This is a genomic window from Actinoplanes octamycinicus (assembly GCF_014205225.1).
Lineage (GTDB): Bacteria > Actinomycetota > Actinomycetes > Mycobacteriales > Micromonosporaceae > Actinoplanes > Actinoplanes octamycinicus.
In genome coordinates, this window is record NZ_JACHNB010000001.1 from 9,298,073 (window position 1) to 9,311,622 (window position 13,550).

Genomic DNA, 13,550 nt, shown 5'->3' on the forward strand with positions numbered 1-13,550 from the left:
GTTGGGGGCGGGCCGGATCGGGTATCCGGGAGGTCAGGTGATCTTCAAGAGGTGGCGGAGGTGACTGCCATGACCACACCGAGTGCCAGCATCGAGCTGATCGAGCTGAGTGACAGCGACCAGGTGGTGGAGGATCCGGCGGAGGACATCCGGGGCCGGAAGGTCCGGGACCGGGACGGGCACGAGCTCGGGCGGGTCGACGACCTGCTGATCGACCCGGAGGAGCGGAAGGTGCGGTTCCTGCGGGTGGCGCACGGCGGGATCCTCGGTTTCGGCGGGACCGCGTCGTTCGTGCCGGTGGAGGCGATCCGGGCGATCGACGACGAGATCGTGCACGTGGCCGAGCCGAAGCAGATCGTGGCCGAGGCGCCCGCCTACGACCCGGAGCTGATCGACGCGACCGAGTACTACCACGATCTGTACCGGCACTACGGGTACCCGCCGTTCTGGAGCACCGGCTACATCTACCCGGGATATCCGCACTACCGCATCTGATCGGCCCGGTGCCAGGAGCGCCACAGGGCGGCGTACGAGCCGTCCGCGGCGAGCAGCTCGTCGTGGGTGCCGAGCTCGACGATCCGGCCGTCGTGCATGACCGCGACCCGGTCGGCGTCGTGGGCGGTCTGCAGGCGGTGCGCGATGGCGATCACGGTACGGCCGTGCAGCACCGCCGCGAGGGCCCGTTCCGCGTCCCGGGCGGCGGTCGGGTCGAGCAGCGCGGTCGCCTCGTCCAGGATGACCGTGTGCGGGCCGGCGAGCAGCACCCGGGCCAGCGCCAGCTGCTGCGCCTGCGCACCGTCGAGCGGGTGTTCGCCCAGGTCACGGTCCAGGTCGTCGGCCCAGTCGGCGCCCACCGTGGCGAGCGCCCGGCGCAGCTCGTCGTCCGGGGCCGGGACCATCAGGTTGTCCCGGACCGTCTCCCGGAAGACATGGTGCTCCTGGGTGACCAGCACGACCTGCTGGCGGAGCAGCTCCGGGGGCAGGTCGGCGATCGGGACGCCGCCGACCGTGACGCTGCCGGCGGTGGGACGGTCGACGCCGGCGAGCAGGCGGCCGAGCGTGGACTTGCCGGCGCCGGAGAGGCCGACCACGGCGAGGCGCTCGCCCGGCCGTACCGTCAACTCGACGTCGTGCAGCACGTCGCGGCCGCGGTCGTAGGCGAAGCGGACGCCGCGCACCTCGATCCGGTCGCCGGCCGGCGGGTCCGGCGCGTAAGCCGGCGGCGCCGGCGTCGCGGCGAGTCCCTCGACCCGGGCGAACGACGCGGCCGCCGCCTGCAGCTGCTCGATCCGGATCAGCAGGGTGTCCAGCGGGTTGGCCAGCTGGCGCAGGTAGAGCACGGCCGCGCTGAGCACGCCGAGGCTGATCCGGTCGTCCAGGTAGAGCAGGCCGCCGGCGAGCAGCACCAGCACCAGCGGGACCGCGTAGGACGCCTCGACGCCGGGCAGGAAGACGCTGCGCAGGGCGAGCGTGAGCAGCCGGGTCCGGCGGGTCTCGTCGATCGCCGCGTGCCCGGCTGCCAGCCGCCGGTCGGCCAGCCCGAACGCCTCGACGGTGCGGGCGCCCGCGGTGGTCGCGGCCAGCTCCTCGGCCAGCCAGGAGTTCGCGTCGCCCTCGCGCAGGTAGGCGTCCCGGGCCCGTTTCAGGTACCACCGGGTGACCAGCCAGATGCTGGTCAGCCCGAGCACCCCGAGCAGCCCCAGCAACGGGCTGAGCAGGAACACCGCGATCAGGATGAAGATCATCTCGACCAGGCCGATGAGCAGCCGGGGCAGCAGGTCGCGCAGGGTGCTGGCGACCGCGTCCACGTCGGTGGTGCCACGGGCCGCCACGTCGCCGGCCGGGATCCGCTCGATCACCGACGCGGGCAGCTCCAGCGCCCGGCGCAGGAACGTCTCGCGGATCCGGGCCGAGGTCCGCTCGCCGAACCGGTAGCCCAGGGCGAGCGCCAGCCGGGCCAGTGCGATCTGGGTGAGCGCGCAGGCCAGCACGCCCAGCGCGAGCCGGTCGACGGCGGCCGCGCCGCCTCCCCCGGCCACCGTGTCGATCACCCGGCCGAGCAGCCACGGGCCGCCCAGCCCGGCGATCGCGGCCAGCGAGTTCAATCCGATCAGGACGGCCACCGAGCGCTTGTCGGCGGCGATCAGGCGGAGCGTGGCGCGCAGCACGAGGCGCTGGTCGGCGACCGGCAGGGTGGCGCTCATTCGGCGAACACCCGGGTCACCAGCGCCCGGTAGCCGGGCTCGGCCGACAGCAGCTCGCGGTGCGTGCCGGTGGCCGCGACCCGCCCGCCGACCAGGTAGTGCACCACGTCGGCGCGGTCCAGCAGCACCGGCGAGGTGGTCGCGACCACGGTCCCGCGCCCGGCCCGGCGCTCGGCCAGCCGTTCCGCGATGGCCGACTCGGTGTGCGCGTCGACCGCCGAGGTGGGCTCGGCGAGCAGCAGCATCTCCGGGTCGGCGTGCAGCGCGCGGGCCAGCCGGACCCGCTGCCGCTGACCGCCGGAGAGGTTGCGGCCACCCCACTCGACCGGGTGGTCCAGGTCGGCGGCCACGTCGTGGGCGACCGCGGTGTCGATCGCGGCCCGGATCAGGTCGTCGTCCGGGTCGTGCCGCCCGGCCACCACCTCGCGCAGCGGGCCGGCGAACAGGTCGGCGCCGTTCTCGGCGACCAGGATCCGCTCCCGGATCGCGTCCCGGGCCAGGGTGTCCAGCCGGTAGCCGGCCCAGGTGGTGTCGCCGGGCAGGTAGCGGCCGAGGCGGTCGAGCACCTCGACGGCGTCGGCCGGGCGGGCGCCGGCCAGCGCGGTGAGCCGGCCCGGCTCGGCGGTCACCCCGGAGGCCGGATCGTGCAGGTGGCCCGGACCGGCCGGGGCGGCGGCGCCGGCCGGGTCCTCCAGCGGCAGGTTCAGGAAGCCGGTCACCCGGCGGGCGGCGACCAGGCCGTAGGTCAGGTCGAAGCCACAGAAGATCAGCACGCTGATCGGGATGACCAGCAGCGCGGTGTAGCCGTAGACGCCGACCAGCTCGCCCACGGTGATCTCGCCGTTCGCCGCCTTCCGCGCGGCCACCCAGATCACCAGGGCCAGGAACACCATCGGCAGGCCGTCGCCGAGCGCGCCGACCCAGCTGGCCGGGCGGCCGACCCGGTAGCCCTGGTCGCGCAGCCGGGCCGACTCCCGCCGGTAGCGGGCCAGGTGGGTGTCGGCGCCGCCGAGCCCGTTCAGCACCCGCAGGCCGCCGACCACGTCGACCAGCCGGGCGTTGAGCGCGCCCTGGCGTTCCCGATAGCGCGAGCCGGCCCGCTGGGTGCCGAGCAGCAGCGGGGTGACCAGCAGGCCGAAGGCGGGCACGCCGAGCACCACGACCAGCGCGAGCACCGGGGTGGTCCGGTAGAGCATGGTGGCCACCACGGTGCAGGAGCAGAGGCAGGCCAGGCCGATCCCGGCGACGTTCATCGCCCGGCCGATCAGCCACACGTCGGAGATGCCGATGGTGACCACCTCACCGGCGGTGATCCGGCGGGGCAGCGACGCGCCCAGCCGGGTGGCGTGGGTCAGCACCAGATCGGCGGTGCGCAGCGCGGCGGCCAGCCGCAGCTTGGTCATGTTGCGGTGCCGCAGGATCCCGAGGACCGCGTTGACCAGCCCCATCACCAGCACCGCGGCGGTCCAGGCGAGCAGCGGGCCGGCCCGGCGCGGGGTGAGGCCCCGGTCGATGGCCTGGGTGAGCAGCCACGGCATCGCGGCCAGGCTGACGAACCAGAGCGAGCCGCACAGCGCGCCGAGCGCCACCCGGCCCCTCAACTGTCGCGCCAACCACCAGAGGTAACGACCGGGTCCCCGTTCCACAACCGACATCCTGCCGCCGCGGCTGCCGCACGGAAACCGGATTAGTCCAGCTTTCGGCGCATCCGCAGGCAGCGGATGTGGTCGTCGGCCCGGGACAGGCCGGCCTGCACGGTCTCCACCGGCTGGAAGCCGCGCGAGCGGTAGAAACCGATCCCGGCCGCGTCGCCGAGGAACACCGACAGCCACACCTCGGCGCCGCCGGCCGCCCGGATCTGCTCGACCACCCGGTTCAGCAGCAGGGTGCCGAGGCCGCGGTGCCGCTCCGCCGGGTCCAGGTAGATCAGGTGCAGCTCGCCGACGCCGTCCCCGGTCAGTCCGCCACCGGCCGCGCCGACCAGCCGCCCGCCCTCCTCGGCCACCTGGTAGCCGAACCACCGCGGCGGGTGGGCCGGCACCTGCCGGGCGACCCGCTCGGCGCCGAAGTAGACGGCGACGGTCCGGTCGATGTAGCCGGGCGGCAGCAGGTCGCGGTAGGCGGCCCGGTACGCGGAGGCGCAGATCTCGGCGACCCGGAAGGCGTCGGCGCTGGTCGCGGGTCGGGCAACGGCGGTCAACGATGGTCCTGGCACGCGGCTCAGATTAGATCACCGCCGAAGCTGCCCGGTCAGGTTGCTGATCCGGCCCTGCCCGTCGAACTCCACCCGCATCTCGCTGCCGCTCGGATGCACACCGGTGACCAGGCCGTCCTCGCTCGCCACCCGCCAGCCCTGCTGGCTGAGGAACGCGGTCACCATGGCCCGGTGCTCGACCGGGTAGCCCATCAGCACCTGGTTCACCACGGTGAAGGCGCGCTCCGGGGCGACCGGCTGGTCCGGGACGCCCTCCAGGTGGAAGAAGACCGCGCCGCCGTCGTACGGACCGCGGTAGTAGCAGCGGCCGGTCAGCCCGGAGGCGACCAGGGCGAGCCGGTGCCCGTCCGCCCGGTCCAGCGGGAACGTCGCGTCGGTCAGCTCGGTCACGCCCTGCCGGACCCCGAACTCGCGCATCCAGCTGCTCAGCGCGAGCAGCTGCCGGGGCAGGCCGCTCTGCTCGTTCGCCCAGGCCCAGAGCCAGGTGCCGTCGAGGTGGCTCTCGGTGCCGAGCAGCTGGATCGGGAAGCTCAGATCGTCGCCGAAGGTGACCTGGCCGGCGGTCAGGTCGAGCTGCCAGTCCCGCTCGCCGATCAGGTCGGCGAGCGCCAGCTGGCGGGCGTGGGCGGTGGCGACGTACTGGGTGAGCAGATCGGAGAACATGGCGGGCAGTCTGTCACCCGTCCGCGAGGGCCTTGGCCAGGGCGGCGATCACCCGGTCGGCGTCCGCCTCGCCGGTGCGCCAGTTGGCGAAGGCCGCGCGGAGCGCCGGGACACCCCGATGGACGGTCGGCGTCAGGAACGCCTCGCCGGAGCGGGCCACCGCGGCCAGGACCGCGGGCACGTCATCGACCGCGAAACACACGACATTGAGACGTACGGGGGCGAGCACCCGCACTCCGGGCAGGCCAGCCACCTGCTCGCCGAACCGGCGGGCCGCGGCGACGTTCCGCTCGACGACCTCCCGATGCCCCTCGGCGCCGTAGGCCGCGAGCGTGAACCAGGCGGTCAGCGCGCGCAGCCGGCGGGAGTTCTCCGGGGTGAGGTGGAACAGGTCGGGGTCGCCCTCGGGCGGGGTGAGATAGGCCGCCGCGTTCTGGAAGACGTTCAGCTGCAGGTCGCGGCGGCGGGTGAACTGGATGGCGGCGTCGTACGGCACGTTGAGCCACTTGTGCAGGTCGATGCAGATGGAGTCGGCTTGGTCGAGGCCGGCTACCAGGTGCTTGTGGTCCTCGGACAGCGCCGCGAAGCCGCCGAAGGCGGCGTCGACGTGCAGCCAGAACGGATATTTCGATTTGAGCCGGGAGATGGCGCTCAAGTCGTCGAAGTCGACCGTGTTGACCGTGCCGGCGTTCGCGACCACGATCGCCGGCCCGTCGATCGCGGCGAGAGCCGCCTCCAGAGCCGCCACATCAACGGCTTCACGATCATCGAGCAGCGGGACCGTCCGCAGCTGATCACGGCCGATGCCGAGCATCGACAGCGCCTTGTAGATGCTGGAGTGCGGCGCTCCGGACAGGACCGAGATGTCGCCCAGGGCCGCGACGCCCTGCCGGGCGACACTGATCCCCTGCTGCGCGCCGAGCCACTCCCGCCCGATCGCCAGCCCGACCGTGTTCGACATGGTCGCCCCGGACACGAACGTCCCGTGGTGCCCCGCGCCGAGCCCGAAGAGCGACCGGAGCCACCCGACCGTCTCCCGCTCCAGGTCGACCGCCGACGAGTCCTGCCGGGTCACCGCGTTCTGGTCGAACGCCCCGGTCAGCCAGTCCCCCACCAGCGCGGCCGGTGTCGCCCCGCCGGTGACGAACCCGAGGTAGCGCGGCCCGGCGCTGCCGGAGAACCCGGGCGCCCACCGCTCCCGGAAGACCTGCAGGGCCCGCGCCGCCCCGACCCCGGCGACCGGGAGCGGCTGCGGCGCGAACTCGGCGCGCGTCGCCGCGACCGGCCGCTCGCCGAGGTCGTCCAGGATCCCGGCGGCGTAGTCACGGGCGGCGGTCAGCAGGTCGGGCAGGCCGGCCAGGTCGGCAGCGAGGCGAGAGTCCACCCGAGCACGGTAGGCAGGCGGACACCGGCGCGTCGCGGTCCAGTTCCGGGTGTCTGGCCTCAGTCGTCGTCGCTGCCCAGCGCGGGCACGCCAGCGGCGCAGGTCACCCGGACCTTCACCCGGACGTGGTTGTCCCGGACGCTGCGGAACTCGCCCTCCCGGCCGCGCTGCTCGTGCACCGCGAAGCCCTGGGCCGGCGCCATCGAGATGATCCCGCCGCAGTCGGCCACCACGGTCCCGCCGCGGGTGGGGAAGGAGCGGCCGGCGTCCTTCGCGGGCGCGGCTGTCGTGGGCGCGGCCGTCGCGGGCGCCGCTGTCGTGGGCGCCGACGACGGGACGGCCGGAAGGTCGCCGAGCTCCTGCTCCACCTGCGCCTCGCTGACCGCGTCCCCGGGCCGGGTGGTCAGATCCGCGCCGACCAGCCGGATCCCGATCACTCCCACCAGCACGGCGAGGATCGCCGCCACCACCCATCCCGCGCCGATCACCACGCGCTGCCCCAGTCGACTCACCCGGCCACTATGCGCCCCGCTCGGCTAAGTCCGGCCCGGGACACCGCTAAGAGAGGGTTAAGAACCGCCCGAACCGCCTGGTCCAGCCGTTACCGTGCAGCCGTGGCGAGACTCCTGCTGATCGAGGATGACCCGGCGATCCGGAACACCCTGCTGCGCGCCCTGCGCGAGCGCGGGCACGCGGTGGCCGCGTCGCCGGCCGCGATGGACGGCCTGCAGACCGCCCTCGCCGAGAAACCCGACCTGATCGTCCTGGACCTGGGACTGCCCGACCTGGACGGGCGGGAGCTGCTGCGGATGCTGCGCGCGGTCAGCCGGACCCCGGTGATCATCGCGACCGCCCGGGACGAGGAGACCGAGATGGTCCGGCTGCTCGACGCGGGCGCCGACGACTACGTGGTGAAACCGTTCACCGCCGCGCAGCTGGACGCCCGGATCCGGGCGGTGCTGCGGCGCGGCGCGACCGTCGAGGAGACGCCGGTGCTCGCGGTCGGCGGCCTGCGGATCGACCCGGCCGGCCGCACGGTCACCCTGGACGGCGCGCCGGTCGAGCTCACCCCGCGCGAGTTCGACCTGCTGCACCACCTCGCGGCCCGGGCCGGGCAGGTGGTCACCAAGCGGGAGCTGCTCAGCGAGGTGTGGCAGGTGCCGTACGGCGGGGCGGACAAGACCGTCGACGTGCACCTGTCCTGGCTGCGGCGCAAGCTGGGCGAGACCGCGCAGGAGCCGCGCTACCTGCACACCGTGCGCGGGGTCGGGGTCAAGCTGAGCGAGCCGGCGTGAGGGCCCGGCTGACGCTGCTGGTCGCGGCGACCACCGTGCTGGTGCTGCTGGCCTTCCTGGTGCCGATCGGGCTGCTGCTGCGCCAGGTCGCGCAGGACCGGGCGCTCGGGCAGGCCGACGACGTGGTGCAGACGATCGTGCCGCTGGCCGGCGGCGACGTGGCGACGTTGCGGCTGGTGGTGACGGCTCAGGACGTACCGGTGACGGTGTTTCTCCCGGACGGGACCGCGGTGGGCGCGCCGGCGACCATGACCCCCGCGGTCCGGCTGGCGCAAGCCAGCAATCAGGCGCTGACCGTGGCCACCGGCGCCGGGCGGGAGCTGGTGGTGCCGGTGGTCGGCGCGGCCGGGACCAGCGTGGTGCGCACCGTGGTCACCGACGCCGAGCTGTCCCGCGGCGTCACCCGGTCCTGGCTCACCCTGGGCGGTCTCGGCGTGGCGCTGCTGCTGCTCGGCCTGCTCGTCGCGGACCGGCTGGCGCGCGCCATCACCGCCCCGATCACCCAGCTCAGTGAGGTGTCGCACCGCCTGGCGAACGCCGAACTGACCGCCCGCGCCACCCCGGCCGGCCCGCCCGAGCTGCGCGAGGTGGCCGGCGCGCTGAATCATCTCGCCGGCCGCATCGAGGACCTGCTCGCCGCCGAACGGGAACGGGTCGCCGATCTCTCGCACCGGCTGCGCACGCCGCTCACCGCGCTGCGCCTGGAGGCCGAGTCGCTGCGCGACCCGGAGGAGTCGGCCCGGGTCGCGTCCGCCGCCGACGGGGTGGCCCGCGCGGTCACCGCGGTGATCCAGCAGGCCCGCCGGGACGTCCGGGCCCACTCGGCCACCTGCGACGCGACCGCGGTGGTCGGGGACCGGGTGGCCTTCTGGCGGGTGCTGGCGGAGGACACCGGGCGCGCGGTGACCCAGTCCCTTCCGGACCGCCCGCTGCCGGTCGCGGTGGCCGCGGACGACCTGGCGGCGGCGTTGGACGCGCTGCTCGGCAACGTTTTCGCGCACACCCCGGACGAGACGCCGTTCTCGGTCACGCTGATGGCGCAGCCGGCGGGTGGCGCGCTGCTCACGGTCGCCGACGAGGGTCCCGGCCTGCCGCCGTCGGCCGCCGCCCGCGGCGCCTCCGGCGGCGATTCCACCGGCCTCGGGCTGGACATCGCCCGGCAGGTCGCGGCCACGTTCGAGATCGCGGGTGGTCCGGGCGGCGCCGTCGTCTCGCTGTCCCTGCCGGGCGTTTCCGGTACGCCCTGAGCCGTCCCGCCGCCGGTAGGGACTGCGCGGATACCTTCGCAGCCGATATATTGCCTCGCGTGGAGACACCCCTGCGCGAACCGACCTTCCTGATCCTCACCGCCCTGGCCGGCGACCCGCTGCACGGCTACGGCCTGATCGCCGAGGTGGACCGGCTCTCCGACGGCCGGATCACGCTGCGGCCCGGCACGCTTTACGGCGCCCTCGACCGGCTGACCGACGCCGGCCTGGTCGCCGTCGACCGGGAGGAGACCGTCGACGGCCGGCTGCGCCGCTACTACCGCCTCTCCGACCAGGGCACCACCGTGCTCGCCGAGGAGACCGAGCGCATGCGCCGCAACGTCGAAGCCGCCACCGCCCGCCTCCGCGCCCGCCCCAGCCCGGCCCCGCACCTGGCCCGCCTCGCGTCACCCCGCACCGCCCGCCTCGCGTCGCCTCTCATCGCCCGCCTCGCGTCGCCCCGCACCGCCCGCCTCGCGTCGCCCCGCACCGCTCGCCTCGCGTCGCCCCTCACCGGCCGCCTCGACGGAGGAATGGCATGACCGACCTGGAACGCCGCTACTCCCGCCTGGTTCGCTGGTTCTACCCGGCCGCCTACCACCGAGCCCGCGGCACCGAGATCGTCGGCACATACCTGGAGCTGACCGGCCCGGACCAGCGCCGCCCGGCCGTCGCCGACATCGTGGACCTCGCAGCCGGCGGTCTCCGCGAACACGTCCGCGCCGCCGGCGCCACCACGCTCGGTCCGGGCCTGCGCCTGGCCGGCACGCTCGCCATGATCACCCTTGCCGCCATCGCCGGCACCGCCGCGGTCGCCGAGAGCGCTGAACTCGCCGAGCACCCGGTCCGCTGGCAGAGTCCCCATTTCGGCCCGTTCGCCATAGTCAACCTCACGGTCTGGGCGGCATGGCTGCTCGCCGTCACCGTGCACCTGTTCGCCCCTGGCCGCCCGGCCCGCCTGACCCTCGGCGCGGCCCTCGCCGTCACCGTGGCCGTCATCCCGCTCGCGGACTACCGCCCGCCGCTCTACATCCTCGTGCCGCAGGCCAGCCTCGGCCTGGTCGCCCTGGCCGCCGGCCACCAAGCCCGGCGAATCCGCGCACTCCCGGTCCTCGCCGCCGCAGCCGCCGCCTCCTACGTGGGAAGCCTGCTGTCAGCGGCCGACCCCTGGTACCCCGCCTGGTTCTACATCTCGGCTGCCGATGAGCTCCTGCCGGGCGCGGCGGTCGCCCTGCTCCTCACCGCGCTGCTGCTCGCCACCGGCCTGGCCGCCCGGGGCGACCTGCGCGGCGGCTGGACCCTGCTGGCCCTGCTCGCCCCGATCGGCCTGCTGACCCTGCACCCGCTGACCGCCGCCATCACCAGTACCACCGCCAACGTCCCGAACCCGGCCTGGTCGTCGATGGCCGTGGTCGCCGTCGCCATCACCCTGGTCCCGCCGTCCTCCTCGCCCTGGCCACCCCGTTCCGCCGGCACCGCCGCGCGCCACGGCCGCACTGCCCCAGCTGCGGCGGCCCCGCCCCGGATGCCGGACCGCCATCCTGATCAGACTTACCGTCCACTCTAACCTAGGTTAGAGTGGACTATGTTTCTCGACATCCTGATCTTGAGCCACCTGCGCGGCGGGCCGATTCACGGCTACGAGCTGAAGCGGAAGGTCGCCGACACGATCGCCGTCGCGCTGAACAACAACACGCTCTATCCGGCGCTGCGCCGGTTCGAGGCGGCCGGCGCGGTGACCAAGGTCGCCGAGCAGCAGACCGGCCGGCCGCCCCGGCACGTCTACGAGATCACCGACGTGGGACGCGAGCTGCTGCACGACATGGTCGCCGAGCTGCCCGCCGAGCTGGCCGGGGAGGAGGCCGAGTTCCTCACCCGGCTGGGCATGTTCGACGAGCTGACCCCGGACGAGCGGGCCGCGGTGCTGGCCGCCCGGGATCAGGCCCTGGCCCGCCGGCTGGAGCATCTCGGCGGGCAGGCCGCCCGCGCGCGGAACAGCCGGAACAACCGGGACTGGGGCGGCCTGGTCACCGCCGAGCTGATCGCCCGGACCGAGCGCGAGCGCACCTGGCTCGACGAGCTGCGAAGGCGCTCGTCATGACCGGCCACGCCGAAAGGAAGCCGGCCGCTCCTGGAATCGCCGCGCGGGAGACGGCCGCCGCGAGCGACGCCGCGCCGGAGACGGCCGCCCCGAAGGAGGCCGGCAGCCCTCGCCTCAGCCGGCCCGCCCAGCTGGGGCTGATGATCGGGCCGGTGCTGACCATGGTGGACTCCAGCATCGTCAACGTCGCGGTCGCCGACATCGCCCGCGAGCTGCACGCCACCCTGGACGGCGTCCAGTGGGTGGTCAGCGGCTACCTGCTGGCGCTCGCCGCCGGGCTGGCCGCGAGCGCGTACCTGGCCCGCCGCTTCGGGACGCTCCGGACGTACCGGATGGCTCTGATCGGTTTCGTGGCCGCCTCGGCGGCCTGTGCCGTCGCACCCACCGTGCCGCTGCTGATCACCGCCCGGGCCGCCCAGGGTCTGCTCGGCGCCCCGCTGGTGCCGCTCGCGATGACCCTGCTGCTCGGCCGGCAGGGTGCGGCCCGGCGCATCCCGATCGCCGCCGGCCTGCTGTTCTTCCTGGCCCCGGCGCTCGGGCCGACGCTCGGCGGCCTGCTCGTCGCGACCGGCGGCTGGCCGTGGATCTTCCTGGTCAACGTGCCGGTCGGCGTCGCCGGGCTGCTCGGCCTGCGCCGGGTCCCGGCCGGCGCCGCCGCACCGGCCGATCCGGGCGCGCGGTTCGACCCGATCGGCCTCACGCTGCTCGCGGCCGGGCTGACCGCCGTGCTCTACGGGGTCAGCCGCGCCCCACTCACCGGCTGGCTCAGTCCGGTCGTGATCGGCACGGTCAGCGCCGGGCTGGCGCTGCTCGCCGGCTACCTGTGGTGGGCGTCCCGCCGCGCCCAGCCGGCCGTCGACCTGGCGCTGGTGCGCTACGCCCAGTCCCGCCTCGCGCTCACCCTGAGCGTGGTCTCCTCGGTGGTCGCCTACGCCGCGGTCTTCCTGCTGCCGGTCTTCACCCAGGCGGTGCAGGGCCACTCCACGCTGGCCACCGGCCTGGCGCTGCTGCCGCAGGGGCTGATCACCGGGGTCGGCACCGCGCTCGGCCAGCGGCTGGCCACCCGGATCCCGGTGCGCACCCTGGTCACCGGCGGGTTCCTGGTGCTCGGCGCGACCAGCGCCGGGTTGCTGCTGCTGCAGGCGGACACCCCGCTCGGGGTGACCGCGATCATCCTGTCCGGGCGGGCCGTGGCAATCGGCTTCGGGATCACCCCGCTGCTGTTCGCGATGCTCGCCCCACTCGGCGACGGGCAGCTGGCCGACGGCAACACGATCTTCAACATCGCGCAGCGGCTGGGCGGGGCGCTGGGCGTCAGCCTGCTCGCCACGCTGTACGCCGCGCAGGTCGCGGCCACCGATCCGGTGACCGGCTTTCATCACATCGGGGTGATCCTCACCGGGGTCGCGCTCGGGGCGGCGTTGCTGGCGCTCCGGCTCGCCCCGATCCGGCAACCAAGCGGCTGACCGGATCGTTGCGGTGCACGTGAGTCTTGCGATCTTGCTGTCGACCGTCCTCCTGGCCGCCCCCGTGCCGCATCAGTCAGAAATGCCGGAGTTGCACTGCACCGGTAGCCCCGCCGCCAGTGCCCGGGCCGGCCGCACCCCGGTCCTGCTGATCCACGGCACCACCTCGAACTCCCGGGCCAACTTCTCCTGGAACTGGGCCCGGGCGTTCGACCGGGAGGGCCGCGCGCACTGCGAGATCGACCTGCCGGACAGCGGTAACAGCGACATCCAGGTCGCCGCCGAACGGGTCTCCCGGGCGATCCGGCACCTGCACCGGGCCACCGGCGCCCGGATCGACCTGGTCGGGCACAGCCAGGGCGGGATGATCGGCCGCTGGGCGCTGAAGCACCACCCGGAGACCCGCCGGATGGTGGACGACTACGTGTCGCTGGCCGCGTCGAACCACGGGACCGACGAGTTCGTGGTGCAGTGCGCCGCGCAGACCGTGTGCTCGGCGGCGTACTGGCAGCAGCGGACCGGCTCGGCCTTCCTGACCGCGCTCAACCGTGGACCGCAGACCTGGCCGGGGATCGACTACACCCAGCTCTACACGCGATACGACGAGATCATCCTGCCGTACCGCCGGTCCGCGCTGCCGCCCGCGCGCAACGTCAGCAACCTCGCGGTCCAGGATCTCTGTCCGACCGAGACGGTCGAGCACTTCGGGATGGCCTACGACAACGCGGCCTGGCTGCTCGGCATCGACGCGATCCGGCACCCCGGCCCGGCCCGGCTGTCGCGGGTGAGCCGGGCGACCTGCGGCTGGCCGCTGATGCCGGCGGTCGACCCGGTCAGCTTCCCGTCACACGCGTCGCAGGCGCTGGCGCAGAGCGCCCGCTCGATGCTGACCACCCCGCAACTGACCGCGGAGCCGCCCCTGCGGTAGGTGGCCCCGTGGCGGTAATCGCCTTGACTTCAACCGAGGGTCAGGTG

13 protein-coding genes and 1 pseudogene are annotated in these 13,550 nt (G+C 74.3%); 8 read left to right on the forward strand and 6 right to left on the reverse strand.

Annotated elements, in window-relative coordinates; translation table 11 throughout:
• Positions 1-69 precede the first annotated feature (69 nt).
• The gene (locus BJY16_RS42125) at positions 70-495 is read left to right on the forward strand and encodes a PRC-barrel domain-containing protein (protein WP_185045224.1); all 426 of its coding nucleotides are present in this window, start codon (positions 70-72) and stop codon (positions 493-495) included.
• On the opposite strand, the gene BJY16_RS42130 is transcribed toward BJY16_RS42125, so the two are convergent.
• From BJY16_RS42130 to BJY16_RS42155, 6 genes are all read right to left on the reverse strand, one after another.
• The gene (locus BJY16_RS42130; RefSeq protein WP_185045226.1) at positions 483-2,204 is read right to left on the reverse strand and encodes an ABC transporter ATP-binding protein; all 1,722 of its coding nucleotides are present in this window, start codon (positions 2,202-2,204) and stop codon (positions 483-485) included. The genes BJY16_RS42125 and BJY16_RS42130 overlap by 13 nt on opposite strands.
• Positions 2,201-3,793: an ABC transporter transmembrane domain-containing protein gene (locus BJY16_RS42135; RefSeq protein WP_239176680.1), complete on the reverse strand. Its 1,593-nt coding sequence runs from the start codon at positions 3,791-3,793 to the stop codon at positions 2,201-2,203. The genes BJY16_RS42130 and BJY16_RS42135 overlap by 4 nt, the downstream gene beginning before the upstream one ends.
• A gap of 98 nt (positions 3,794-3,891) precedes the next feature.
• Positions 3,892-4,404, reverse strand: a complete 513-nt coding sequence (locus BJY16_RS42140; protein WP_185045230.1) for a GNAT family N-acetyltransferase — start codon at positions 4,402-4,404, stop codon at positions 3,892-3,894.
• Positions 4,405-4,434: 30 nt separating this feature from the next.
• On the reverse strand, positions 4,435-5,082 hold the full coding sequence (locus BJY16_RS42145; RefSeq protein WP_185045231.1) for a DUF6882 domain-containing protein: 648 nt from the start codon (positions 5,080-5,082) through the stop codon (positions 4,435-4,437).
• A 13-nt stretch (positions 5,083-5,095) separates the two neighbouring features.
• A complete protein-coding gene (locus tag BJY16_RS42150; protein WP_185045233.1) occupies positions 5,096-6,466 on the reverse strand; it encodes a pyridoxal phosphate-dependent decarboxylase family protein in 1,371 nt (456 codons plus the stop codon).
• Between the two features lie 59 nt (positions 6,467-6,525).
• Complete coding sequence (locus BJY16_RS42155) at positions 6,526-6,978, reverse strand: hypothetical protein (protein ID WP_239176665.1); 453 nt, start codon at positions 6,976-6,978, stop codon at positions 6,526-6,528.
• Positions 6,979-7,080: 102 nt separating this feature from the next.
• Between BJY16_RS42155 and BJY16_RS42160 the strand changes: the two genes are divergently transcribed.
• The 7 genes and pseudogenes from BJY16_RS42160 (at position 7,081) to BJY16_RS42190 (ending at position 13,503) form a co-directional block, all read left to right on the forward strand.
• The gene (locus BJY16_RS42160) at positions 7,081-7,761 is read left to right on the forward strand and encodes a response regulator transcription factor (protein ID WP_185045234.1); all 681 of its coding nucleotides are present in this window, start codon (positions 7,081-7,083) and stop codon (positions 7,759-7,761) included.
• Complete coding sequence (locus BJY16_RS42165; protein WP_185045236.1) at positions 7,758-9,008, forward strand: HAMP domain-containing sensor histidine kinase; 1,251 nt, start codon at positions 7,758-7,760, stop codon at positions 9,006-9,008. Before BJY16_RS42160 ends, BJY16_RS42165 begins: the two co-directional genes overlap by 4 nt.
• A gap of 59 nt (positions 9,009-9,067) precedes the next feature.
• Positions 9,068-9,397, forward strand: a pseudogene (locus BJY16_RS42170) (PadR family transcriptional regulator); the annotation flags it as partial.
• Positions 9,398-9,546: 149 nt separating this feature from the next.
• Entirely contained in the window at positions 9,547-10,575 is a 1,029-nt protein-coding gene (locus tag BJY16_RS42175; protein ID WP_185045239.1) for a hypothetical protein, read from the forward strand.
• An 18-nt stretch (positions 10,576-10,593) separates the two neighbouring features.
• Positions 10,594-11,109 (forward strand): PadR family transcriptional regulator, encoded by a 516-nt coding sequence (locus BJY16_RS42180; protein ID WP_185045241.1) that lies wholly within the window; start codon positions 10,594-10,596, stop codon positions 11,107-11,109.
• Positions 11,106-12,575: a DHA2 family efflux MFS transporter permease subunit gene (locus tag BJY16_RS42185; protein WP_239176667.1), complete on the forward strand. Its 1,470-nt coding sequence runs from the start codon at positions 11,106-11,108 to the stop codon at positions 12,573-12,575. Before BJY16_RS42180 ends, BJY16_RS42185 begins: the two co-directional genes overlap by 4 nt.
• An 82-nt stretch (positions 12,576-12,657) precedes the next feature.
• Complete coding sequence (locus BJY16_RS42190; RefSeq protein ID WP_260418371.1) at positions 12,658-13,503, forward strand: esterase/lipase family protein; 846 nt, start codon at positions 12,658-12,660, stop codon at positions 13,501-13,503.
• Positions 13,504-13,550: the final 47 nt, after the last annotated feature.

Bases quoted from the DNA above. Each gene is read 5' to 3' on its own strand.
- BJY16_RS42125 (WP_185045224.1), top strand. From the start codon at position 70: ATGACCACACCGAGTGCCAGCATCGAGCTGATCGAGCTGAGTGACAGC.
- BJY16_RS42130 (WP_185045226.1), bottom strand. From the start codon at position 2,204: ATGAGCGCCACCCTGCCGGTCGCCGACCAGCGCCTCGTGCTGCGCGCC.
- BJY16_RS42145 (WP_185045231.1), bottom strand. From the start codon at position 5,082: ATGTTCTCCGATCTGCTCACCCAGTACGTCGCCACCGCCCACGCCCGC.
- BJY16_RS42175 (WP_185045239.1), top strand. From the start codon at position 9,547: ATGACCGACCTGGAACGCCGCTACTCCCGCCTGGTTCGCTGGTTCTAC.
- BJY16_RS42180 (WP_185045241.1), top strand. From the start codon at position 10,594: ATGTTTCTCGACATCCTGATCTTGAGCCACCTGCGCGGCGGGCCGATT.
- BJY16_RS42185 (WP_239176667.1), top strand. From the start codon at position 11,106: ATGACCGGCCACGCCGAAAGGAAGCCGGCCGCTCCTGGAATCGCCGCG.
- BJY16_RS42190 (WP_260418371.1), top strand. From the start codon at position 12,658: ATGCCGGAGTTGCACTGCACCGGTAGCCCCGCCGCCAGTGCCCGGGCC.